Annotated in this window: 22 protein-coding genes; 9 read left to right on the top strand and 13 right to left on the bottom strand. The window is 63.6% G+C overall.

Going from position 1 to position 23051, the window contains the following annotated elements:
• Positions 1-21: 21 nt before the first annotated feature.
• The 7 genes from iolD to phnN all read left to right on the top strand — a co-directional run bounded on the left by iolD (position 22) and on the right by phnN (position 6856).
• Positions 22-1872: a 3D-(3,5/4)-trihydroxycyclohexane-1,2-dione acylhydrolase (decyclizing) gene (gene iolD, locus NKJ18_RS14980; RefSeq protein WP_286455401.1), complete on the top strand. Its 1851-nt coding sequence runs from the start codon at positions 22-24 to the stop codon at positions 1870-1872.
• 145 nt (positions 1873-2017) lie between these two features.
• Positions 2018-2935 carry a myo-inosose-2 dehydratase gene (gene iolE, locus NKJ18_RS14985; RefSeq protein WP_352459961.1) on the top strand — a complete coding sequence of 306 codons (918 nt, stop codon included), beginning with the start codon at positions 2018-2020 and terminating at the stop codon, positions 2933-2935.
• Between the two features lie 9 nt (positions 2936-2944).
• Positions 2945-3193, top strand: coding sequence for a DUF3329 domain-containing protein (locus NKJ18_RS14990; RefSeq protein ID WP_352745315.1), 249 nt, complete (start codon positions 2945-2947; stop codon positions 3191-3193).
• A gap of 190 nt (positions 3194-3383) precedes the next feature.
• Positions 3384-4196, top strand: a complete 813-nt coding sequence (iolB, locus tag NKJ18_RS14995) for a 5-deoxy-glucuronate isomerase (RefSeq protein ID WP_352745312.1) — start codon at positions 3384-3386, stop codon at positions 4194-4196.
• A gap of 137 nt (positions 4197-4333) precedes the next feature.
• Positions 4334-5041, top strand: coding sequence for a DUF1045 domain-containing protein (locus NKJ18_RS15000; RefSeq protein WP_352745309.1), 708 nt, complete (start codon positions 4334-4336; stop codon positions 5039-5041).
• Between the two features lie 34 nt (positions 5042-5075).
• Positions 5076-6230 (top strand): alpha-D-ribose 1-methylphosphonate 5-triphosphate diphosphatase, encoded by a 1155-nt coding sequence (locus NKJ18_RS15005; protein ID WP_023814494.1) that lies wholly within the window; start codon positions 5076-5078, stop codon positions 6228-6230.
• Entirely contained in the window at positions 6227-6856 is a 630-nt protein-coding gene (gene phnN, locus NKJ18_RS15010; RefSeq protein WP_023702097.1) for a phosphonate metabolism protein/1,5-bisphosphokinase (PRPP-forming) PhnN, read from the top strand. The genes NKJ18_RS15005 and phnN overlap by 4 nt, the downstream gene beginning before the upstream one ends.
• 2 nt (positions 6857-6858) lie before the next feature.
• Here phnN and NKJ18_RS15015 read toward each other — a convergent pair whose 3' ends face one another.
• The 3 genes from NKJ18_RS15015 to NKJ18_RS15025 form a co-directional block, all read right to left on the bottom strand.
• Entirely contained in the window at positions 6859-7845 is a 987-nt protein-coding gene (locus NKJ18_RS15015; RefSeq protein ID WP_023672350.1) for an ABC transporter permease, read from the bottom strand.
• Positions 7846-7889: 44 nt separating this feature from the next.
• Positions 7890-9428 carry a sugar ABC transporter ATP-binding protein gene (locus NKJ18_RS15020; RefSeq protein WP_286487875.1) on the bottom strand — a complete coding sequence of 513 codons (1539 nt, stop codon included), beginning with the start codon at positions 9426-9428 and terminating at the stop codon, positions 7890-7892.
• A gap of 122 nt (positions 9429-9550) precedes the next feature.
• The gene (locus NKJ18_RS15025) at positions 9551-10513 is read right to left on the bottom strand and encodes a sugar-binding protein (RefSeq protein WP_023672352.1); all 963 of its coding nucleotides are present in this window, start codon (positions 10511-10513) and stop codon (positions 9551-9553) included.
• A gap of 580 nt (positions 10514-11093) precedes the next feature.
• Between NKJ18_RS15025 and NKJ18_RS15030 the strand changes: the two genes are divergently transcribed.
• Both NKJ18_RS15030 and NKJ18_RS15035 read left to right on the top strand, forming a co-directional pair.
• Entirely contained in the window at positions 11094-12197 is a 1104-nt protein-coding gene (locus tag NKJ18_RS15030; protein WP_352758551.1) for a LacI family DNA-binding transcriptional regulator, read from the top strand.
• A gap of 146 nt (positions 12198-12343) precedes the next feature.
• Positions 12344-12598, top strand: a complete 255-nt coding sequence (locus NKJ18_RS15035) for a hypothetical protein (RefSeq protein ID WP_198022651.1) — start codon at positions 12344-12346, stop codon at positions 12596-12598.
• Positions 12599-12953: 355 nt separating this feature from the next.
• Here NKJ18_RS15035 and NKJ18_RS15040 read toward each other — a convergent pair whose 3' ends face one another.
• From NKJ18_RS15040 to NKJ18_RS15085, 10 genes are all read right to left on the bottom strand, one after another.
• Positions 12954-13427, bottom strand: coding sequence for a hypothetical protein (locus tag NKJ18_RS15040; RefSeq protein WP_352758553.1), 474 nt, complete (start codon positions 13425-13427; stop codon positions 12954-12956).
• A gap of 661 nt (positions 13428-14088) precedes the next feature.
• Positions 14089-15000, bottom strand: a complete 912-nt coding sequence (locus NKJ18_RS15045) for an ABC transporter permease (protein ID WP_023700481.1) — start codon at positions 14998-15000, stop codon at positions 14089-14091.
• Positions 14997-16097, bottom strand: coding sequence for an ABC transporter permease (locus NKJ18_RS15050; RefSeq protein ID WP_023695008.1), 1101 nt, complete (start codon positions 16095-16097; stop codon positions 14997-14999). The genes NKJ18_RS15045 and NKJ18_RS15050 overlap by 4 nt, the downstream gene beginning before the upstream one ends.
• On the bottom strand, positions 16094-17617 hold the full coding sequence (locus NKJ18_RS15055; protein WP_023699370.1) for an ABC transporter ATP-binding protein: 1524 nt from the start codon (positions 17615-17617) through the stop codon (positions 16094-16096). Before NKJ18_RS15055 ends, NKJ18_RS15050 begins: the two co-directional genes overlap by 4 nt.
• Positions 17618-17620: 3 nt before the next feature.
• Positions 17621-18718, bottom strand: a complete 1098-nt coding sequence (locus tag NKJ18_RS15060) for a BMP family ABC transporter substrate-binding protein (RefSeq protein ID WP_196813867.1) — start codon at positions 18716-18718, stop codon at positions 17621-17623.
• Positions 18719-18744: 26 nt separating this feature from the next.
• Positions 18745-20124, bottom strand: a complete 1380-nt coding sequence (locus NKJ18_RS15065) for an amidohydrolase (RefSeq protein ID WP_023689144.1) — start codon at positions 20122-20124, stop codon at positions 18745-18747.
• Between the two features lies 1 nt (position 20125).
• Complete coding sequence (locus NKJ18_RS15070) at positions 20126-20785, bottom strand: glutathione S-transferase family protein (RefSeq protein WP_023699368.1); 660 nt, start codon at positions 20783-20785, stop codon at positions 20126-20128.
• Positions 20782-21627 carry an aromatic ring-hydroxylating oxygenase subunit alpha gene (locus tag NKJ18_RS15075; RefSeq protein WP_023699367.1) on the bottom strand — a complete coding sequence of 282 codons (846 nt, stop codon included), beginning with the start codon at positions 21625-21627 and terminating at the stop codon, positions 20782-20784. The genes NKJ18_RS15070 and NKJ18_RS15075 overlap by 4 nt, the downstream gene beginning before the upstream one ends.
• Entirely contained in the window at positions 21624-22277 is a 654-nt protein-coding gene (locus NKJ18_RS15080) for a Rieske 2Fe-2S domain-containing protein (RefSeq protein ID WP_023689147.1), read from the bottom strand. Before NKJ18_RS15080 ends, NKJ18_RS15075 begins: the two co-directional genes overlap by 4 nt.
• 157 nt (positions 22278-22434) lie before the next feature.
• Positions 22435-22701: an acylphosphatase gene (locus tag NKJ18_RS15085; protein WP_023689148.1), complete on the bottom strand. Its 267-nt coding sequence runs from the start codon at positions 22699-22701 to the stop codon at positions 22435-22437.
• Positions 22702-23051: the final 350 nt, after the last annotated feature.

Genomic DNA, 23051 nt, shown 5'->3' on the forward strand with positions numbered 1-23051 from the left:
AGGACTGCGGAGGAAAACACCATGAGCAAGACAATCCGCCTGACGATGGCGCAGGCGCTGACCCGCTTTCTGAGCAAGCAGATGACCGAGATCGACGGCAGACGAGTGCCCATCTTCGGCGGTGTCTGGGCGATCTTCGGTCACGGCAATGTCGCCGGCATCGGCGAGGCGCTGTACCAGCTGCGCGACGAATTGCCGACCTTCCGCGCCCACAATGAGCAGGCGATGGCGCATGCGGCGATCGCCTATGGCAAGGCCAATTTCCGCCGCCGCTTCATGGCCGCGACCTCTTCGATCGGCCCCGGTGCGCTCAACATGGTGACGGCGGCGGCGCTCGCCCACGTAAACAGGTTGCCCGTCCTGTTTTTGCCGGGCGATGTCTTCGCCAACCGCATCCCCGATCCGGTGCTGCAGCAGGCCGAGGACTTTTCCGACGGCACCGCGACGGTCAATGACTGCTTCCGTCCGGTGTCGCGCTATTTCGACCGCATCACCCGTCCCGAGCAGATCATCCCGGCATTGGCGCGGACCATGCAGGTGCTGACCGATCCGGCGGAATGCGGCCCGGTGACGCTGTCGCTCTGCCAGGACGTGCAGGCCGAGGCCTATGACTATCCCGAGAGCTTTTTCGCCGAGCGCGTCTGGCACCAGCGCCGGCCGCGTCCGGACCGGCATGAATTGGCGGCGGCGGTCACCGCGCTGAAGGGTGCGAAAAAACCGCTGATCATCGCCGGCGGCGGCGTGCTGTATGCGCAGGCTTCGGACGAACTGGCGAAATTCGCCGAGAGCGCCGGCATTCCGGTCTGCGAGACGCAAGGCGGCAAGTCCTCGCTGCCCGACACACATCCGCTCAACATGGCGGCGGTTGGCGTCACCGGCACGTCCGCGGCCAACCGGCTGGCCGAGGAAGCCGATGTCGTGCTCGCCATCGGCACCCGCCTGCAGGATTTCACCACCGGCTCGTGGGCGCTGTTCAAGAACTCCGGCAAGACCATCATCGGCCTCAACGTGCAGCCTTTCGACGCCGGCAAGCACCGCGCGCTGCCGCTGGTCGCCGATGCGGCCGAAGGGCTCGCCGAACTCGGTGCTGCGCTGGGGAACTGGAAAGCACCGGCGACATGGACCGACAATGCGACCCAAGGCAAGAAGGCTTGGCAGGCCGAAGCCTCCAAGGTGACGGCGTCGACCAACGCCGCCTTCCCGTCGGACGCGCAGGTGATCGGCGCCGTGCAGCGCGCGCTGGGATCCGGCGTGACCTTGCTGAACGCGTCGGGCGGCCTGCCGGGCGAGTTGCACAAGCTCTGGCAGGCAGGCGCGCCCGGCTCGTACCATGGCGAATATGGCTTCTCGACCATGGGCTACGAGATTGCCGGCGGGCTCGGCGCCAAGATGGCCAAGCCCGACCAGGAGGTCGTCGTCATGGTCGGGGACGGCTCATACCTCATGATGAATTCCGAAATCGCCACGTCGGTGATGCTCGGCCTGAAGCTGACCATAGTGGTGCTCGACAACAGGGGTTATGGCTGCATCAACCGGCTGCAGATGGCCACCGGCGGCGCCAACTTCAACAACCTCCTGAAGGACGCGCGCCACGAGATCCTGCCCGACATCGACTTCGCCGCGCATGCGGCGAGCATGGGCGCTATTGCCGAGAAGGTGCCGTCGATCACCGGCCTGGAGACCGCGCTGCAAAAGTCGAAAACCAACGACCGCACCACCGTGCTGGTCATCGACACCGACCCGCTGATTTCCACCGATGCCGGCGGCCATTGGTGGGATGTCGCGGTGCCGGAAGTCTCCGCACGGCCGCAGGTCAACGCAGCCCGCAAGGCCTACGACGAAAAGCGGCAGATGCAGACAATCGGCGATTGATGTACATGCACCCGGCCCCTACCTCCCCCTTGTGGGGAGGTCGGACCGAAGGTCCGGGTGGGGGTCTGGCGCCGCACCCCACCTCGCTGCTTCGCAGCGACCCTCCCCACAAGGGGGAGGGTGAACAAGAAACCGGAGCTAAAACTTGAAAGCCAAACTGGGCATGTCCCCCATTGCGTGGTGGAACGATGATCTTGCCGAACTCAGCGACGACGTCTCGCTGGAAGAGTGCCTGCGCCAGTCGCGCTCGGCCGGCTTCACCGGCATGGAAATGGGCCGCCGCTTTCCCAATGACCCCGAAATCATGCTGCCTATCCTGAAAAAGGCCGACGTGACGCTGTGCGGCGGCTGGTTCTCCGGCACGCTGGTCGATGAGGACATGGGCAAGAACAAGGATCGCATCCAGCCGATGATCGACCTGTTCAAGGCGGTGAATGCGCCTTGCATCGTCTATGGCGAGGTCGGCCGCTCGATCCAGGGTGATCGCTCCAGGCCTCTCGCCACGAAGCCGAAATTGTCCAACGACGAGATGAGGGCCTATGCCAGGCGCCTCACCGAATTCGGCGAATGGTGCGCCGAGCAAGGCATGCCGCTGTCCTATCACCATCACATGGCGGCGGTGGTCGAGACCGAGCCGGAGCTCGATGCCTTCATGCGCCATTCCGGCGAAGGCATTCCGTTGCTGCTCGATGCAGGGCATCTCGCCTTTGCCGGTGGCGACGTGCTGCGCGCCATCGACAACCACCACAAGCGCATCAGCCATGTCCATGTGAAGGATGTGCGCATGGGCGTGATCGACGGGCTCGACCGCACAAAGCAGTCCTTTCTCGACGCCGTGGCGCTCGGTGCCTTCACGGTGCCTGGCGACGGTTCGCTCGATTTCGGCGCCATCGTGCAGCGCTTCGCCGACCATGGCTATGAAGGCTGGTTCGTCGTCGAGGCCGAGCAGGACCCGAAGAAGAACCCGCCGCTCAAGATGGCGCAGGTCGGCCACAAGGAATTGATGCGCGTGATGACGGCTGCCGGCTACGCCGTGGAAACGCAAGGCTTTCCCAATGCCTGAGGCGATCCGATGAAGGATTACGAGCACCCGTTCTTCCGGCCGCTGTGGCGGCGCGTTGCCGTCGTCGCCGTCTGTGTGATCTGGGCGGGGATAGAATTCGCCTCCGGCACGCCGTTCTGGGGTGTCATCGCGCTCGGCTTTGCTGCCTACGCGGTGTGGCAGTTCTTCTATCTTTACAAGCCGGTGGAGGAGAGCAAGGCTGCGCCTGATCGACCGAAGACCGGCGAAGCGAAGGCGGACGCCGAACCGAAGGAATGAAGCGGCCGTGGCTCGGAAGGGCTTGCGGGTCGGACACTCGACACCTGGCGTATCGCCTACGTCGGTGATTGGCCGGAACGTCCCTTGCTTCGTCATCCTAGGGTCTTCGCGACGGAGCTTCGCTCCTGCTTCGCCCTAGGATGACGAAGTTGAGAGGCCGACCTCGAAGACTTGCGATAGGAGACAAAACATGTCGAAACTGCTCGTCAAAGCCGACAAGGGCCATGGCCGCGTCGCGCATGTCACGCCCAACAGCGCCGGCTGGACCTATGTCGGCTTCGACCTGCACCGTTTGAAGCCCGGCGAAAACGCCTCGGGTAAGACGGGCGGTCGCGAAGTCTGCCTGGTGTTCGTCACCGGCAAGGGCACGGCAAAGGCCGGCGGCCAGGAACTCGGCCTGCTCGGCGAGCGCATGTCGCCCTTCGAGGGCAAGCCGTGGTCGGTCTATATTCCGGAGGGTTCGGACTGGTCGGTCACCGCCGACACCGATCTCGAACTCGCGGTCTGCTCGGCGCCGGGCCTGGGCGGCGGCTTGCCCGTTCGCGTCATCGCACCCGACGACCTCGGCCAGGAGACTCGGGGCAAAGGCACCAACACGCGCTACGTCACCAACATATTGCCCGAGGGCAAGCCCGCCGACTCGCTGCTGGTGGTCGAGGTCATCACGCCCGGTGGCCACACATCGAGCTACCCGCCGCACAAGCACGATCAGGACAATCTGCCGGCCGAATCCTATCTTGAGGAAACCTATTACCACCGCCTCAACCCGCCGCAGGGCTTTGCCTTCCAGCGGGTCTACACCGACGCCGACAAGTCGGGCGCCCGCGAACTGGACGAGGCGATGGCGATCGAGGACGGCGATGTCGTGCTGGTGCCCAAGGGCTATCATCCGTGCGCGGCCTGTCACGGCTACGACCTCTATTACCTTAACGTCATGGCCGGGCCGAAGCGGACGTGGAAGTTCCACAACGCGCCCGAGCACGAATGGCTCATGAAGGCCTGATCGGCCTTCGCTTGCGCCGGAAGAAAAATCGTCGGCTAACGATCCATGGGGTCGATTTGCCTTCGAAAACTCGCATAAGCTTCGTCAATCCGTCATGGAAATCACCTATGGCAGCGGGCTGACGAGGATTTTTTTCGATGCGCTACGCCATCTATTTCACCCCGAGGCAGGACGAGCCGCTGGCGCGGCTCGCCGCCAACTGGCTGGGCCGCGACCCCTTTGGCGCCGCCACCAGGCCGGTCGAGGCGGTGGGCGAGCTGTCGGCGGCCGAAGTCGCCTTTCACACCGCATCGGCGCGGCGCTACGGTTTTCATGCGACGCTGAAAGCGCCCTTCCGGTTGGCCGCCAACGAAACCGAAAGCTCGTTGCGCGCGGCGCTGGACGCCTTTGCCGAAGCAACGCCGACGGTCACCATCCCGCGCCTGGTCGTCAGCCAGATCGATGGTTTCTTCGCTTTGCTGCCGGAAGGCCCGCTGCCGCCGCTCAACCGTTTCGCCGATGATGTCGTGCTTAGCTTCGACCGTTTTCGCGCGCCGCTCACCGAGGCCGAGATCGAGCGGCGCAGCCCGGATTCGCTGAAACCCGCCGAGTTCCGCAATCTCTGTCAGTGGGGCTACCCCTACGTGTTCGAGACCTTTCGCTTCCACATGACACTGTCCGGCCGGGCCGGGCCGCAGGAAAGCCAACGTCTGCGCGCGGCAATTGACAGCCTGTTCGCCGATGTGCTGCAGCAGCCGGTGCTGGTGGATGCGCTGACGCTGTTCGTCGAAACCGAACCGGGCGCTCCGTTCATGGTGCTTTCGCATCATGCGCTCGGCCGCCGCGCTGCCCGAAAAACCGCCTGACCGCAATTCGTCCGAGTAAGCAAGGACTGCCTGAATGACCGCCGAAACTGTTCTCCACAACGCCCGCATCGTGCTTGCCGACGAGATCGTCGAAGGGTCGCTCGTGCTGCGCGACGGTTTTATCTCCGGCGTCGACGCCGGCACCGGCCACACCGGCGGGGGCATGGGCGGCGAGGACATGGGCGGCGACTACATCATTCCCGGCCTGGTCGAGCTGCACACTGACCATCTCGAAGGCCACTATGCGCCGCGCCCGAAAGTGCGCTGGAACCCGATCGCCGCCGTCCTTGCCCATGACGCGCAGGTGGCCACCGCCGGCATCACCACCGTGCTCGACGCTTTGCGTGTCGGCATGGACGAGGACGCGGATATTACCTCCGACGACATCCGCAAGCTCGCCGGCGCGATCGAGGACAGCGTCGCGAAAGACCGGTTGCGGGCCGACCATTTCCTGCACCTGCGCTGCGAGGTCTCGGCGCCGGATTGCTTGCGGGCTTTCGCTAATTTCGATGGCGACGAGCGGGTCAAACTGGCCTCGCTGATGGACCATGCGCCGGGACAGCGCCAGTTCGTCAATCTCGAGACCTACGCCTATTACTACCAGCGCAAGCTGAAGCTGACCGATCGCGACTTCCAATTGTTCTGCGAAAAGCGGATGTCGGAATCAGCGAAGAATTCGGGACCGAACCGGGTGGCGATATCAGCCGCCTGCAACGAGCGGGGCATTGTGCTGGCGAGCCATGACGACGCCACATCAGGCCATGTCGACGAGGCGATCGAGCAGGGCGTGCGCGTCGCGGAATTCCCGACCACGCTGGAAGCCGCCAAGGCCTCGAAGGATGCCGGGCTCGGCGTGCTGATGGGCGCGCCCAACGTCATGCGCGGCTCCTCGCATTCGGGCAATGTCTCGGCCCGCACGCTGGCCGGCGACGGCCTGCTCGACATATTGTCGTCCGACTATATCCCTTTCAGCCTGATCCAGTCGGCCTTCTTCCTCGGCGACGTCGTCGAGGGCATCTCCTTGCCGCAGGCGGTCGCGATGGTGTCGAAGAACCCGGCCGAGGCCATCGGCCTCAACGACCGCGGCGTCATCGAACAGGGCCGCCGCGCCGACCTCGTGCGGGTGCGCGTCGACGACCATGTGCCGGTCGTGCGCACCGTCTGGCGCCAAGGGCGGCGGGTCGCCTGATGGTCTCGGCGTCGATCGAGCGCGAACTGACCAGCGAGGCCTTTCCGCTCCGCAACGGCGTGTTTGTCGCCGTCGTCGGCCCGAGCGGCGCCGGCAAGGATACGGTAATCGGCTATGCCCGCACCTTGTTTGCCGACGAGACGAGGCTGGAGTTCGTCCGCCGGGTCATCACCAGGCCGAGCGACGCCGCAAGCGAGGATCACGACACGCTGGCCGACGCCGCCTTTGCCGAGGCCCAGGCCGACGGCGCTTTCGCCATTTCCTGGGAGGCGCACGGCCTGCGCTACGGCATTCCGGCCGATGTCGACTGGTCCATCGCCAATGGCCATGTCGCGGTCGCCAATGTCTCGCGCGCAGTCATCCCGGTGCTGCGGGAGCGCTATGCCAATCTGGCTGTCGTCGAGATCACCGCCTCGCCGGAAATCCTCGCCGAGCGTCTCGCCCAGCGCGGCCGCGAATCGCGCGGCGAAGTGCTGGCTCGGCTCGCCCGCAGCGCCAATATCGCTTTGTCCGGCTCCGGCGTCACCTCGATCGACAATGGCGGCCGGCGCGAAGCCGCCGGAGAACGCTTCGCCGAGGTGCTGCGCAAGGCGATGGCCTTCTCGGATATATCCGGCGTGATGTAGCGCTACTCCGCCGCGACAGTCTTCCGGCTGGCATCGAGCATCAGCCGCCTTGCGCGGAACACGCCCCATTGCTGGTCGACCAGCACGCCGATCAGGATCACGCCGCCCATCACCGCGAAGTTGAGCGAGGACGGGATGCCGAGCAGATTGACCAGGTTCTGCAACTCCTGCAGCAGCACGGTGCCCAGGATGACGCCGACCAGCGAGCCTTCGCCGCCGCGCAGCGAGAAGCCGCCGAGAACGGCGGCGGCAATGGCGTAGAGCTCGTAGAACTGGCCGTGGCTGGCCGGCGAGATCGAGCGCGTGTACATGGCGAAATAGATCGCCGACAGCGCCGTCAGCACGCCGCAGATGACATAGGCGGCCATGACGACACGGCCGGTGCGAATTCCCGAATATTTCGCCGCCTCTTCGTTCTTGCCGATGGCATAGAGGTAGCGTCCGAACACCGAGCGGTGCAGCACCACCCACATGACGATCGAAATGACGATCAGTGCGATGAAGCTGTTGGGCACGCCATAGCTGCGGCCCGCGGTGAGGAATTCGAGCTCGGGAAAATTCTGGCCGAAGGCGAAGCCGGCGGTGCCGTCGGCGGTATAGAAACGGGCGACCCCGCGATAGATCAAAAGGCCGCACAGCGTGACCACGAAGGGCTGCAATTTCAGCCTTGTGATCAGCCAGCCATGCGCCAGTCCGATGATGCCGCCCAGCACCAGGATCAGCGGCAGCGCCAGCGGCCATGGCATGTCGCGCACGGCGATGAAATCGATGAATAGCGTGCCGAGCAGCGCCACCAGCGATCCCACCGACAATTCGATGCCGCCGGTGATGATGACGAAGGCCTGGCCGATGGCGAGGATCCCGAACAGGCCGATCAGGTTCGAGGTGTTGGCGAGGTTGATCGGCAAAAGAAAGCGCGGGTTGATGGCGGTCACCACGGCGCCGACCACCAGGATCAGGATCAGCAGGCCGAGATCTTTTTTGCTCATCGTCTTCTCCCCAATGCGCCGGACCGGCAATCGCCTGAAGCCCGCTAGTTTGCCGGCTTGCCGACCGCCAGCAACAGCACGTTTTCCTGGCTGAATTGTTCCTTGTCGAGAATGCCCGAGATCTGGCCCTCATGCATGACGGCGATGCGGTCGGACACGCCGATCACCTCTTCCATGTCGCTGGAGATCATCAGCACGGCGACGCCGGCATCGGCCAAGGCTCGCATCAGCCCGTAAATCTCGGCCTTGGCGCCGATATCGATGCCGCGCGTCGGCTCATCGAGGATCATCACCTTCGGGTTCATCGCCAGCCATTTGCCCAGCACCACCTTCTGCTGGTTGCCGCCCGACAGCGTACCGGTGCGCGTCTGCACCGACGGCGCTTTGATGCCGAGATTCGTCTTCTGCTTCTCTGCGGTGGCGGCCTCGGAGCTTGCCGACACCAGTCGACGCTTCGCATGCGCCGGCAGGTTGGGCAGCGAGATGTTCTGCGCGATCGACAGGTCAAGCAAAATGCCGGTCAGCTTGCGGTCTTCCGGAACCAGGAAAATGCCATGCGCGACCGCATCGGCCGCCGAACCCAGTACAAGCGGCTTGCCGTCGAGTTCGAGCCCACCGCCAAGCGTGCTGTCGATGCCGAAGAACACCCGCGCCAGTTCGGTGCGGCCGGAACCGACAAGACCGGCAAGGCCGAGGATTTCGCCGCGCCTGATGTCGAGGTCGACCGGCCGGGCAGGGTAGGCGGGGGTGCGGATGGCTTTGGCCGAGAGCGCAGTGGCGCCCGGCGCCCGCGCCGCCTCGGAGGCCTTTTCGCGCTCCTTCAGCATGCGGCCGATCATCAGCTTGACCATCTGGTCGTGGTTGATGGCGCTCTTCGGCAAGGTGCCGGCCAGCATGCCGTCGCGCAGCACCACGACGCGGTCGGCGACGCGCTCGACCTCATGCAGCCGGTGCGAAATGAAGATGACGCTGATGCCATCGGCCTTCAGCGCCTTGATGACGTCGAGCAGCTTGTCGGTTTCGGCAAGCGGCAGGCTCGATGTCGGCTCGTCGAGGATCACCAGCCGCGCCTTGATCGACAGTGCCTTGGCGATCTCGACCATCTGCTGCTGCGCCAGCGACAGCGAGGCAACCGGCGTATCGGCGGAGAAATTGGCGCCGACGCGCTTCAGCAGTGGCGCCACCATTTCGCGCAGCTTGGCGCGGTCGACCAATCTCAGCGGCCCGCCGCGCAACGGCTCGCGGCCGAAGAAGATATTGGCGGCAACATCGAGGTTTTCGAAGAGATTGAGTTCCTGGTGGACGAAGGCGATGCCCGACCCCAGGCTGCCTTCGACGGTGAGCCCGTCATGCGCAACGCCGTCGACGGTGATGGCGCCGCTGTCCGGCCTGGTGACGCCGCCGAGGATCTTCATCAAGGTCGATTTGCCGGCGCCGTTTTCGCCGACCAGGCCGATCACCTCGCCCGGCCTGACCTCCATGGAAAAGCCGTCCAGCGCCACCACGCCCGGATAGGTCTTGCGCACGTTCTCGAGGCCGAGGAACGGGGTGGTTGCGACGATGGATGGGTCGGAATAATTCATCACGCCATATTTGATCAGGCTTGCCAGCAGCCGGTGGGCTACAGACTGACGGGCCTTGGCCGACCCGTCAACACGATCGCCGGCTCAAGGCGAACCCTGAGCCGGCGCAACTGCTCGTGGTCTCAGTTTCCGGACATCGCCTTCAGATTGGCGGCATAGGTGTCGACATCGTCCTTACCGATGATCTTGGTCGGGATGATGATCAGGCCGCCTTCCGGAATGCCTGATTTGTCGCCCTTGAGATAGGCGGCCATCAGCTTCATGCCCTGATAGGCCCACTCGAAGGGCTGCTGCACGACGGTCGCCGCCACGGTGCCTTCCTTGACGCCGCCCAGCGTGATCGGATCGTCATCGAAGCCGACGACGGTGATCGAGCCGAGCTTGCCGGCGTCGCGCAGCGCTTCATAGATGCGCGGCGTGTTGTAGGAATAGAAGCCGACCATGCAGGTGATGTCGGGGCTGGCGACCAGCGCGTCCTCGACATTCTTCTTGGCGCGCGCCTGGTCGATGTCGTCGCCGCGCACGTCCACCAGTTCGATCTTGCTGCCGGCGAGGCCGTCCTTCATGCCCTGGATGCGTTCCTTGGCATTGTCGGCGCCGAGCAGGCCGACGAAGCCGAGGCACTTGCCGCCGTCCGGCATCGCCTTCTTGGCGATCTCGGCCGCCTGCTTGCCGGCGTCGACATTGGACGAGCCGATATAGGCGACGCGCTTGGTCTGCGGGGCATCGGAGTCGGTGGTGAACAGCGCCGTTTCCGACGCGATCTTGTTCAGGCCGTCGGTCGAGGTCTTGGGGTCGACGGCCGAGACCATGATGCCCTTGACGCCGGCGGTCACCAGATCGTCCATCAGCCGCTGCTGGATGGCGACCGAGGACTGCTCGGGATATTTGAGTTCGAGATTGTAGTCGGGCAATTCGGCCTGCGCCTTCTTGACGCCGGCTTCGGCGGCCTTCCAGAAATCGGAAGCGCCGTTGACGACGAAGGCAAGCGTCGGCTTGTCGTCGGCGCGCGCAATGGCTGTCGCGGTCAGGCCAAGCAGCAGGGCTGCGGTGGCCACGGATGCATGTCGTATCAAGGATTTCATGTTCAACCTCCCGTTTTGGCTCAGTCGTCGGACTGAACCGATCTTGCATTCACTGACTTGCCGCTCGCGATTTGGACGCCCTCCTCCTCAGGGGTTCCCGGCGCTGAAGAATGGCGTCGTCGGTCGCGATCACGGACTTTAGAGACTCATCCCGTGCTCGTAAATAGTCTGATTTGTCTGACATATCACATGTCCGAGACCAAGCTTGCGGAGGCAAACCCCGCTCGCCATCGGGCCATTCACGTGCACTTCTCGCCGCACGGGTCCCACCTGACCGGACACGGCGGATTGACGTTACAGCGTCGTTTTGTATTAGTAAACACTATTAGCAGAGGTCTCGCGCGGACACTCGGCGGTGGCCCTAGGTCTAGTTTGCCCGAACAGGTGCAGCACGGCTTCGCGCAAGCAGATGCCTTGCAGTCCTTGAATTTCACGCAGCCCGCAGCGGCATGGCGGGGAACTTCAAAACTGCTAATAAAGATAATCGCCTTCGACTATTTCCATTGGTCGACGGCGCGACACCATCTTGTCGGTGTGGCAGGCTTGCGACTAGACAGGCTGGGGATTGGGACGCAATGCCATGAGCGAGACGAGGGATCCGGACGACACGGCGAAGCGGCGCAAGGCGCCGGCGAGAGCTGCCAAGGGCGGCCGCGTCACCATGACCGACATTGCCAGGGCAGCCGGTTGCTCGCAGGCGACCGTCTCTTTCGTGCTCAACGATTCGCCCGGCATCCGGCTGTCGCAGCAGACGCGCGAGCGGGTGATCGACGCCGCGCGCTCGCTCGGCTACGCAGCACCCGCCTTCTCGGCGCTGCGCAAACCTGTTCCCGCCTTCGATGGACTTGACGGTGTCATCGGTTTCGCTGTCGACCAGCTGGCGACAAGCCCGGAAGCCGTTGTCGCCATCGAGGGCGCGCGCCAGGCGTCGTGGAACGCCGGCAATGTGTTGCTCGTGGCGCAGACCATGGGCGACGCCGTCATGGAGCCGCGCGCCGTTGCGGCGCTCACCAGGCGCGGCATCTCGGCGCTGGTCTACATGACCATCTTCACCCGCGAGATCACGGCGCCGGACTTCCTCTACGGCCTCGACATCCCGGTCATCCTGCTCAACTGCTACACGGCCGATTATGCCTTCCCGGCCGTGGTGCCGTCCGAGATCGCCGGCGGCCAGAACTCGACCCGGCATCTGATCGGCCACGGCCACCGCCGCATCGCCACCATCACCGGCGAGCCGTGGATGCAGGCCGCGCAGGACCGGCTGAAAGGCTACCGCAGGGCGCTCGCCACCGCCGACATCCCGTTCGATCCCGAACTGGTGGTCGAGGGCGACTGGTCGGCGAGCGCCGGCTATGCCGCGACCGTGGAGCTTTTGGAGCTGAAAGAGCGCCCGACCGCCATCTTCTGCCAGAACGACCGCACGGCCATCGGCTGCTACGAAGCGCTGAAGGAGGCGGGCCTGCACATCCCGCAGGACATCTCCGTCGTCGGCTATGACGACGAGGAGATCGCCCGCCATCTGTTCCCGCCGCTGACAACATCGATCCTGCCGCACATGGCGATGGGCCAATGGGCGATCGAACAGCTCGAAGTGCCGCCGCCTCCCGGCCGCGGCCGCTATCCAATCACCAAGCTGGAATGCCCGCTGGTGCAGCGGGATTCGGTGGCAGCTGTGGCTGGATAAAGCTGAACCAGCCCATCCCGATGCAAATCGGGATGGGTCTGTTTGGTGTTTGCGCCTCAGGGCAGGGTCAATCCGGGAACGTGCCGCGGTTAGAACCGCAAGACGACGAAGGAGCGCCTGCGATAGCAGCGCCGGCGCAACCGGCCATGCCGCCAGAACGTGCGGCAGTGCCGTCTCCAGACATGCCGCCTGTGGTGGCGACGATGGTGCCATCGCCGATGCGAGATCTGCTCGACATCGCCAGCGCCTTCGTCGTCATCAAACGAATTGGCATCCTGCTTGTCGAGTTCATCGAGAATGCCGTTACCGACATTGGGAACCCCGGCCACGGCCTCGAGAGGCCGAACCGCGGTAGCAAGCGCCGCGGCCCCCGCAACGCCGAACAATGCTGTCAAGAATGATCGCCGATCCATCAAAACCTCCATCAGCAAGACAAGGCTAACATGACGAGCCTAACACAAAGCAGCTAGAGCGGGTGATACAAAAGGCCAGAGGCGAATCTTCGAGCCGGCCCAAACGGGTGACCGGACGGACGGCAGAGGTCGGAGCAAGGCCGCTACCGGGCGGCGCGCTTCCTTCGGCTCGGCGACCAAGCCATGCGGAATGCCGCCGATGAAAGCGCACAGCCTGAGCGGTTCCGCCTTTCCGCGAAACTCTGAACCGCTTGGCAAAGCTACCCCCTAAGAATGCCCGCCACCTTGCGGCAGTGGCTGGCTGAGAGACTGACGCCCCACGGCAGATGCGATGTTGCGGTACTCAGCGCCGCGCCAATATCCGGCAGAGCTCCTTCAGGTCCCGGTCGTAGGTGCCCTTGCCGCTGAGCACGCTGGCGCAGCGTTTTTTCATCTTGGCGATCTGGCCGGCCGACATGGCGCTGATGGCAACCATCGCCGGTCGCGCGGGCACCGCCGGCGTGTTGGGATCCCTGGGGCTGGTGGTCGTTGTCTGTGTGCCAATGCCGACGCCGACCCCGGCCGTCACTCCACTGCCCACCCCGACCCCGGCGCCGACCCCGACACCGCTGCCGACGGTTGCGCCGACCCCGACCCCGACGCCCGTGCCGACCGATACGCCGGCGCCGGCGGTAACGCCGCTGCCAACCGAGGCGCCGACACTGGCGGTGGTGCCGCTGGTGCCTCCGACCGTCGCTCCGGCATTGACGCCCTTGCTCCCGCCGACCGAGACACCGACGCCAAGCCCGCCGCCACTGCCGCCGACCGAAACACCCACCCCACCGCTGCCGCCGATGCCCACACTGAGCCCGCCCGCGCCAGCCGGAAAGCACAAAGCTACGGAAACCGCGCCGCCGGCCAAGACCTTTGTTAAACTTTTAAAGAAATCCATAACGCCGCTCCCCGTGCTGGTTGCCTGGACCCAGGTTGAACAGCATCCGTTACCAATATGATTACGCGAGTGTAGCGTTTTTAGTTTCTGCAAGAATAGGTAGTATTGGAAATCGTTGTTATGGCTTCTTGCGGCGACCGGAATATATATGTTGGAATTGGCGGAAAAAATCGAGGATTTGCGGTTAGACTCGGAACCTTAGACAGGCAGGACGAGTGCTCGCATGCGGGAATTTACCGGGCGCATGCCTCAGGCCGTCTTGCGACGCCGCTTCCCTAGGCTGCGGTGGAGAATGGACCCTCGAGAATGGGGCTCGTACTGCAGAAAAGGGGACGATCCAAGAAACCCGCGACGATCTCCACCGATGTCGGGCGCGTTGTGCGCCACATCGTTCCGCTGCTCGCAGTCGACGGCGTCAGCGCTACCCTTGCGGGCATACCTTCGCCCCGTTTGGCGTTTCTGCCCTTTGGATCGGATGCCGATCGTCCGCTGGCGTTTCGAATCTCTTCAACTTACGCCGAGTTTCGCAAATCCACTTTAATCCCGGCTAACGTTCGAAGGGTTCGCCAAGCGAGGCGACACCGTTCAGCCTGAGCAAGCGGCGGTCCGCCGAGATGACACCGAGCACGACGATCGTAACGAGATAGGGAAGGCTGGAAAGCAGTTGCGATGGCAAGTCCAGACCGGTCGCCTGGGCGGCGAGGCTCATCAGCGAAACCGCACCGAAGAGGCAGGCACCCAGGAAGATGCGGCCAGCGAGCCACGTACCAAAGACAACGAGTGCGATCGCGATCCAGCCACGTCCGGCAATCATACCGTCCGCCCAAAGGGGCGTGTACACCGCCGCCGCATAGGCGCCGGCAAAACCCGCCATCATGCCACCAAAAGCTATGGCCGCGATACGGATAGCGATGACCGGATAGCCGATGGCATGGGCTGCCTTGGGATTCTCGCCGATTGCCCTCACGACAAGGCCGACTCTCGTATAGGCAAACATCGCCCAGATCGCAAACGTCACGGCAAGGGAAAGCCATACGACGATGTCCTGGACAAACAGCCTGCCGACTACCGGGATTTCCGAGAGGCCGGGAAAGGCAAGTTTCGGGAGCCCCTTCACCGTCAAGCTCTCGTAGCTTTTGCCGAACAGCGCCGAAAGGCCTTGGCCGAGAATGCCGATCGCAAGGCCTGTCGCGACCTGGTTTGCCCGGAATCCGAGTGCCAGCACTGCAAAGACGAGGGACAGGACGGCGCTACCGAGGCCGGCGGCAACGAACCCCAGCAGGTGTCCACCGCCGTGGTAGACGACGATGAACGCGAGCACCGCGCCGAGGGCCATCAGGCCCTCTACGCCGAGGTTAAGAACACCGGCGCGCTCGACCACCAACTCGCCGAGTGCGGCAAGGAGAAAGGGGGTTGCCGCTGCGAGCATGCCCGAAATAATGAACTCGACGGCGTTCATGGCTGGCTCAGGTGATGGGGGCGGCGCCACTCGATGCGGTAGCGCACGAAGGCCACAGCGCCGAGATAGGCGAGCAGCAAGCTGCCTTGGAAGACGCGGACGGCGGCGATCGGCAGGTTTGCCGACACCATCGCATTGTCGCCGCCGATATAGAGGACAGCCATGAAGAGCGCGGAAAAGATGATGCCGACTGGATGCAAGCCGCCGAGATAGGCGACAATGATGGCCGCATAACCGTAGCCGGTCGAGATCGAGCGCTGCAGCTGGCCGAGCGGACCCGCGACTTCCGCCGCGCCTGCCAGTCCCGCCGCCATGCCACCGATCAGAAGCGATAGCCAAATCGCACGCCCTTCGCTGAAGCCGGCGTAACCGGCCGCGCGCGGGGCAAGGCCGCCGACCTTGAGCTTATACCCCATGAAGCTTCGCTGCATGAAAACCCAGGCCACCAGCGAGAGCGCAAGTGTGATGAGCAGCGAGACGTTGACGCGGGTACCGGTGATCAGGGTCGGCACCATCGCGTCGTTCTGAAACATGACGGATTGTGGGAAATTGAAGCCGGCCGGGTCCTTCCATGGGCCGAGCAGCAGGTAGTTGAGGACTTGCGCCGCAACGAGGCTCAGCATCAGGGAGACCAGGATCTCGTTCGCATTGAGCCTGACGCGCCAGAAGGCGGTGATAGATGCCCAAAGTGCACCGCCGAGGGCACCGAGAAGCAGCATCAGCGGCCAGATCCACTGCCCGGTCGCCTGCGGAAACCAGACGGGGATCGCCGAGGCGAAAATAGCGCCCAGGATAAACTGGCCCTCCGCGCCGATGTTGAACACTTTTGCGCGGAAACCGATCGCCAGCCCCTGAGCAATGAGGAGAAGGGGCCCCGCCTTCAGCAGCACCTCCGCAAACGATGCCCAGGAGAGGAACGGCTCGAGAAGCATCGCGTACAGGACGGCCGCCGGATCTCGGCCTATCAGCACATAAAGGCCCAGATTGAGGATGATCGCCATGCCAAGCGCGACAGCCGGGGCCAGCATGGCCGCGACGAGCGAGGCATGCTCCCGGCGGACGAGCGCGGGGAGGAACGTCGCGGCCCAAACGCTCATGCAGGAACCTTCTCTGGCGAGGCATGTGCTCCGATCATGTATCTGCCGATGTCTTCGGGGCGCGTGTCCCGCGTGACCAGAGGCGGACTCAGCATTCCATGATGGAGCACCTGGATGAAATCGCAGAGTTCGAAAAGTTCCTCGAGTTCCTCGGAAATCACGAGGATCGCCACGCCCAGGTTGCGCAACGCGATGAGCCGCCTTCTGATGGCGGATGCAGCGCCAATGTCTACACCCCAGGTCGGCTGCGCCACGAAAAGCAGTTTTGGTGACAGCATCATCTCGCGACCGACGATGAATTTCTGCAAGTTGCCGCCGGACAGCGAGCCCGCTTCGGCATCCGGGCCGGAGGCGCGGACGTCGTACCGACGGATGCATTCGCTGGTGAAAGCCGTCGCTCCGGCGCTGTTGATGAGGCCGCGCCTCACGAGATCGAAAGGATGGGCGGTAAGAACGGTGTTGAGCACGAGCGACATTTCAGGGACCGCGCCGCGTCCCAGCCGGTCTTCGGGCACGAAGGCGAAGCCAAATCTCCTGCGCGCGGCCGCATCGAGTGTGCCTACGTCGCGGCCCATCATGTAGATCCGGTCGCGTTGTTCCTTCAGCAGCATCGCTTCGCCCGAGATGAGCGCGGCAAGCTCGCCTTGGCCATTGCCCGATATTCCGGCTATGCCAAGGATCTCGCCTGATCGTACCGTGAGGCTGATGCCGGAGAGCGGCGTGGCAAAGGGGTCGTCCGGCGTGTAGTCCATGTCGATTATTTCCAGCCGCTTCTCCCCCTCGGGCATGGCCAACGCGGGCATCACCTCGGGCATGTCGCGGCCGATCATCATCCGGGCGAGGTCGTGCGCATCATAGTCGCGCGGGTCGACGGTGCCGATAACGCGCCCTCCACGCAAGACCGTCGCCTGGTCACAGATCGTGCGAATTTCCTCCAGTTTGTGGGAGATGAACAGGATGGACACGCCGCGGTCGCGAAGGCGCCTGAGCGTGTCGAACAGCTTCTTCACCGCCTGCGGCGGCAAGACCGAGGTCGGCTCGTCGAGAATGAGCAGCTTCGGGTCCGTCATCAGGCAGCGGATGATCTCCACCCGCTGCCGTTCGCCGACCGAGAGCGCGTGCACATCGGCGAGAGGATCTACTTCAAGGCCAAAATCCTGGCCGAGGCTGCGGATGCGCCCGGCCAGCTCCGCCTTGCCGCCGGGGACGACGAGCTGGATGTTCTCGACGACAGTCAGCGTCTCGAACAGCGAGAAATGCTGAAAGACCATGCCGATGCCCCTGCGCCGTGCCTCAGCCGGCGAGGCAAGGCGCAGAGGCTCCCCGTTCCAGACGACGGTGCCTTCGTCCGGCTGTTCAACGCCATAGATGAGCTTCATCAGCGTCGATTTGCCCGCCCCATTCTCCCCGAGGATCGCATGGATCGATTGGGGCGCCACGTCCAGATCGATGGCTTCGTTAGCCCGGATCTGGCCGTAGCTCTTCGAGATGCCGCGGAGCGACAGAAGGGGCGGGGTCATGACTTACTTCGGCAGTGGTGTGGTGACACCCTTGACGTGCCAGTCCATCGCGACGATCTCGGGATCCGCTATCGTCGCACCGGCGGCGGCGGCTTCGCTGCCGTCGGCCTTGGTGATTGGACCTGTGAAGGGCGAGAAGCTGCCGTCGGCGATCCTCGCCGCCACTTCCTTGATCTTCGTCATCGTGTCGGCTGGGATATCTGAGTTCCAGTCCACGACCTCCACCACCTTTTCCGCGACGCCGAGGAAGGTGTTGGCGCCCTTGAAGGTTCCGGCGAGATGGGCATCCACGGAAGCCTTGAAGAAGGGCGACCAGTCCGTCGCGATGCAGCCGAGATATTTCTTCGGTGCATATTTCTTCATCGACGAATTGAGGTTGAACGCATAGACGCCAGCCTCCTCGCAGGCCGAGATCACGGAGGGTGTGTCCTGCGCGTTCGAGAAGATCACGTCGCAGTTCTGTGCCATCAGCGCCTTGGCGGCTTCCTGTTCCTTGGCCGGGTCGAACCAGGAGTTCACCCAGACGACCGATACCTCGACATCGGGATTTACAGTCTGTGCGCCGAGCGTGAATGCGTTGATCGAGGTGATCAGCTCCGGAATGGCGAAGGCCGAGACGGAGCCGAGCTTGCCGGTCTTGGAAAGAGCTGCGGCGGCTATGCCGAGCAGGTAAGTGCCCTGGAAATACTTCGCCGCGAAGGGCGAGAAATTCGGCGCGGTCTGGAAGCCGGAGGCATGCAGCACGGTGACCCCAGGATCGCGGCGGGCGATCTGTAGTGCACCATTCTGGTAGCCGAATGAGCCGGCGATCAGGAACTTGTTACCGTCGGCGACGGTCTTGTTCATGATCCGGTCGGCGTCCGGCCCTTCGGCGATGTTCTCGATGACGGTGATCTTCACCTTGTCGCCGTAGGCGGCCTTGACCGGCTCGAGGCCGGCGGCGAGCGCATGGCCCCAGCCGACATCGCCGACCGGCGACGGGAGCACGAGCGTGATACCGAGCGGCTCGTCGGCCGCAAAGGCGGGACGGCTGCCAAGCGCGCCGGCAAGCCCTGTCGCGGCAAGGCCCTTCATCAGAGTTCTGCGGGTCAGATAGTTCAGCATGTCAGTTCCCCTGTCTTAAGTTGTTAGAATTCCACCGCGGCAAAGGCGGCTTCCGCGTCCGCAGCAAGCCGGGCCTCGTTCAGCCCGGTAAACGCACCCTTCTCCCAGACGATGCGGCCGTTGATCATGGTCATGTCGGTGGGCATGCCGATACCGACCTTGGCGATCAGGCTCAATGGATCGTGGCGCGTGCCGACATAATCCATGCGGCGCGTGTCGATCGCGAAGAGGTCGGCGGCCATGCCGGGCGACAGTCGGCCGATGTCATTGCGGCCCAGAAGCGCGGCCCCGCCCGTTGTCGCATAGCCGAGGAAATCGACCGGCGCAGGCACGGGATGAGCGCGCGTCGAGGCCGCCAGGCATTGCAGCATGTAGGCGGAATGGATGCAGTGCATGAGGTTGGAATTGTCGTTCGAGGCAGCACCGTCGCAGCCGAGACCGACGCGCAGGCCAAAGGCGGACATGGCGGGAATATCAGTCACCTCCGCGCCCACCAGATAGACCGGCTCAGGGCAATGCGAGACACCGGTGCCGCTCGCCGCCATCAGCCGCAGTTCGTCATGCGTCAGCTCCCAGCAATGGGCATAGAAAGTGTCTCGGCCGGCAAATCCGAGGTCCTCGAGATAGTCCACCGTACGCATGCCATGGCGGGCCTCGATGATCGGGCTTTCGCCCTCGCCGACATGGGTGTGCATCCGCACCCCGCGATCACGCGCCAGCGAAACCGATTCCACGAAGGTCTCGCGGTAGCAGTTGACCGGCTGGCAGGGAGCGACCACGACCTGACGCATGCTGAAGGGACTGGTGTCGTGATAAGTGTCGATGAGGCGTGCGCAGTCGGCAATGAATTCGTCCGTGGTCTCCAGCATCTCGTCTGGAATGGTCGAGCCTTCCGATTTTGGCAGCGTGTTGCCGCCGCGGCCGGCATGGAAACGCATGCCGAGAAGATCGGCCGCTTCGAACTGCCGGTCGATGAGCCGTTTTCCGGCATGGCGCGGAAAATTGTACTGGTGGTCGAAGGCCGTCGTGCAACCGTGCTTTATCATCTCTGCCATCGCCGTGATCGAGGCGTGGTAGAAACAATCCTCGTTGAGCCGGGAGAAGATCGGATAGATCCGGTCGAGCCATTCGATGACCGACAGCTTCGTCCAGTCGAGTTCGGCACGGTTGCGCACAAAGCACTGAAAGAAGTGATGGTGCGTGTTGACGAGGCCGGGATAGACGAACCAGCCGTCGGCGTCCTGCACGATAGTACCGGCCGGCAACTCGCTTCTGTGCAGGCCTTGCCCGATTGCCTCGATCTGCGGGCCATTCGTCAGCACATCGACATTGCGCCGGACGCTCGGACCCCTGCCCTCGTCGGTGATGACCGCTGCGCAATTCTTCAGGAGATAGCCGGTCACCTCACGCCTCGTCCAGCATGGGTCGCGGTTCGGGCTTCAACTCGTGCAGCCGGTGGATACCGGGCATTTCGATGAAATTGTCGAGGCTGCGGAGCGCTCGCGACCAGAGCCGGATCGTGGGATACGGATCGAGGGAAACGCCGCCGTCGGGCGCGAGCGCGACGTAGGGAAAGCAAGCAATGTCGGCAATCGTCGGCCGGTCGGATGCGAGAAACCGATCGCCACGCATTTTTTGTTCGAAGAGGCCGGCTTCCAGCTCACGTAGTGCCGCTATGCCATTGGCCTGAAGCGCACCGATGTCACCGGGACGCAGCAGCATCTCATGCAGGCGCGCGCCGCCGAGGTTGGCGGTCAGCCTGTGCGAGAAGGAAAGCCATTGCTGGATGCGCGCCGTCTCCTCGGGGGCGCCGCTGCCGAGCCAGGCCGGTGCTGCCTTCGCGGCGAGATAGCCAAGCATGGCGGAAGACTCGGTCAGGATCAGGTCGCCGTCTTCAAGGATCGGGATGGAGCCTCCCGGATTAAGCGCCATAAGCTCGGGGCCACGATGCTCGGCGCCGGGATGGAAGTCGACCGGGCGGATTTCGAGCTTCACACCTGACAGCGTCGCCATCAGGCGCACCTTGTAGCAACTTGGGGAGAGGATGTAGTCGTAAAGCTTCATTGTGCCACCAATTGCGCGCCGTAGGTATAATTGTGGCGCTTCAGCCAGCGGCGATAGGCGACCGAGGTCAGGTCGGCGCGCGTCGGGATTTCCATGCCGGGATCGAGCGGCAAAAGACGCGGGATCTGGTTTTCGAGGATCGAGCGGTCCTGCAGGAAAATCGTCTGCTGGAAATGGATGAGGTCGGTCTGTGGCGTCTCGTCATCAAAAAGCGCCATCCACGGCCAGACGTCGCAGAGATCCTCGGCAAGCGGCTGGACGAATAGCGCAATCACATCCCATTCGCCCGGGCGCGGCGGGCAGGTCTTGTAGAGGACTGAGCAGGTCGGAGCCGGCACGCGGTACATGTATTCCGTCGTGATACCTCCGCTCGCGGATTTCGCCGCCTGCGGCTGGTAGAACTTCACCTGGGTCGCCCAGACCTCATCCTCTTCCTCGCGGATATCGACCTTGTAGTTTTCGACCTCGGTATGTGGCTCCGAGCCGAGGATGTCGGTATGGACGAAGGGGAAGTGTGCGATGTCGAGGAAGTTCTCGACGGCGCGGAGCGGCGAGCAGCGCACCCGCACCACGCCGACATCGACGAAGCGGCGCCCGGGCTGGTCTGCCTCGGGAATCGGAAAGACCGGTTTCTTCGGTTCGCCGAGCGACGACCAGATATGGCCATAGCGCACGGAAACCGGCAGCACGCGCCCGTTTTCGCCTGTCACTTTCGCCGCGCCATTGGCGTCGAGCGCAACCTTGATCCGCTCGTCCATCAGGGTGGTCTCGCGCCCATAGCGGTCGAGCCGGCTGAAAAGCCCGACCGGATACCATTCGTCGCGCATCGCATCGTCGATCATGGCACAGCCCCTTTCGCCTCGATCCCTTCGGCCATGCGCCGAAGGCTCTCGGCGGCTCGCGAGGCGGCGATGCGCTCGGACGCATCGCAATCGGCTGGAACAAGGACGTGGATCAGCGTCTCGCCGGCTTCCTGCGGGATAGGCACCAGGCGGATTGCCGGCGCGCCGGGCGCCTGCCAGACGTATCCTTCAACGGTGGCCTTCGTACCGGCAGCGACCGAGAGTGCCGAACATCCGGCGCGGGCCGTCAATGAACGGAGCGGGACGTAACCCTCAAAAAGGGGTGGCTTGCCGTCAGGCTCTCCATCAGCGACCCAGATGATCCCGCCCGCCTCTTCGACCAACCGGGTCGCAACGCGAATCGTCTCCGGCGGCGTGAGGCTGGGATGGGCAGGAATGCGCAGGCACTGACCGGCCTGCGAATAGGTCCAGCCGTGATAGATGCAGGAGAGCGCCTCGCCGCGCACGAAGCCATGGGAGAGGCGCATGCCGCGATGCGGACAGCGATCCGCCGATGCCGCCAAGCGCCCCGATTGGCTTCGCCAGAGGGCAATGGGACCGGCGGGCGTCCGCCCCGGCATTACCTGTCCTGTTGGCAGATCCTGGGAAAGGGCGACCGGCACCCAGGTGTCCGTCTTGTCGGACAGCATGACCTTACTTTCCGTACTGATACTACTGTTTCCCGACCAGAGAGATGCCGGCGCAAGGAGTTGGCGAACCGCTCGATGCGGCTGACGTATGCATAATTATTTCGCAATTGCAATATTGATTAAATTAAGTGCAAACGGAGGGTAACCACACGCAAAGCTATATGTTTTTTTGCTCGACAGGCGCGCGGTCGATCGTCTCGACCCAGACTTCAATGGGCCCAAGCGAACATCCCATCTCCATCATGTCGATCAGTTCCGCCGCACCGGCAATATCGAGTTCGATGCGATCGGTGCTTGCATGAGCGATGTGGTGCGCGAGACCGAGCTTGGCCGCATGGCGCATGATCCAGGGCAGGAAGGACGCGGGTTCGAGGTGGCCGCGAATGGTCATCCGCTCATGCAAGCGGTGTTGACTTTGCTTCATCACGAACGGAACGCGCGCCTTGGTGTCACGGTCAGCAGCATAGCGTCTGACTGAACGGGCGGAAGTGGTAATCGACGCGCCAATAACACCGAATATCGACTGATCGCCCGTGCCTAGACCCGGGCATTCATGCATGTCGCCCAGAAGTGCCGAGGTTGTGGGACAACGACATGCATTAAACAAAGACTTCAAGCGGTCGCATGAATCCGTTCAGCGCGACGCTCTTTAGGGTTATCCAAGCTATTGTAATGCATCTGCCCTTCCCGAGAGATGGGTGACAGTTCATTCCGGAGACATGGGTTACACTTTCGGCCCTTTGCAAGGAGAGCAAGGTGCCTTGGAAGGAGTGT

This window comes from Mesorhizobium sp. M0217 (assembly GCF_040321955.1).
In the GTDB taxonomy this organism is placed as follows: Bacteria; Pseudomonadota; Alphaproteobacteria; order Rhizobiales; family Rhizobiaceae; genus Mesorhizobium.

Coding starts and splice junctions, on each gene's coding strand:
- NKJ18_RS15020 (WP_286487875.1), bottom strand. CDS start 9,428: ATGAATTATTCCGACCCATCCATCGTCGCAACCACCCCGTTCCTCGGC.
- NKJ18_RS15085 (WP_023689148.1), bottom strand. CDS start 22,701: ATGAAGCAAAGTCAACACCGCTTGCATGAGCGGATGACCATTCGCGGC.
- NKJ18_RS15080 (WP_023689147.1), bottom strand. CDS start 22,277: ATGCTGTCCGACAAGACGGACACCTGGGTGCCGGTCGCCCTTTCCCAG.
- NKJ18_RS15055 (WP_023699370.1), bottom strand. CDS start 17,617: ATGACCCCGCCCCTTCTGTCGCTCCGCGGCATCTCGAAGAGCTACGGC.
- NKJ18_RS15025 (WP_023672352.1), bottom strand. CDS start 10,513: ATGAAATCCTTGATACGACATGCATCCGTGGCCACCGCAGCCCTGCTG.
- iolB (WP_352745312.1), top strand. CDS start 3,384: ATGTCGAAACTGCTCGTCAAAGCCGACAAGGGCCATGGCCGCGTCGCG.
- NKJ18_RS15050 (WP_023695008.1), bottom strand. CDS start 16,097: ATGAGCGTTTGGGCCGCGACGTTCCTCCCCGCGCTCGTCCGCCGGGAG.
- NKJ18_RS15075 (WP_023699367.1), bottom strand. CDS start 21,627: ATGATCGACGATGCGATGCGCGACGAATGGTATCCGGTCGGGCTTTTC.
- NKJ18_RS15030 (WP_352758551.1), top strand. CDS start 11,094: ATGAGCGAGACGAGGGATCCGGACGACACGGCGAAGCGGCGCAAGGCG.
- NKJ18_RS15045 (WP_023700481.1), bottom strand. CDS start 15,000: ATGAACGCCGTCGAGTTCATTATTTCGGGCATGCTCGCAGCGGCAACC.
- NKJ18_RS15000 (WP_352745309.1), top strand. CDS start 4,334: ATGCGCTACGCCATCTATTTCACCCCGAGGCAGGACGAGCCGCTGGCG.
- NKJ18_RS15035 (WP_198022651.1), top strand. CDS start 12,344: ATGCCGCCAGAACGTGCGGCAGTGCCGTCTCCAGACATGCCGCCTGTG.
- NKJ18_RS15005 (WP_023814494.1), top strand. CDS start 5,076: ATGACCGCCGAAACTGTTCTCCACAACGCCCGCATCGTGCTTGCCGAC.
- iolD (WP_286455401.1), top strand. CDS start 22: ATGAGCAAGACAATCCGCCTGACGATGGCGCAGGCGCTGACCCGCTTT.
- NKJ18_RS14990 (WP_352745315.1), top strand. CDS start 2,945: ATGAAGGATTACGAGCACCCGTTCTTCCGGCCGCTGTGGCGGCGCGTT.
- NKJ18_RS15070 (WP_023699368.1), bottom strand. CDS start 20,785: ATGAAGCTTTACGACTACATCCTCTCCCCAAGTTGCTACAAGGTGCGC.
- NKJ18_RS15015 (WP_023672350.1), bottom strand. CDS start 7,845: ATGAGCAAAAAAGATCTCGGCCTGCTGATCCTGATCCTGGTGGTCGGC.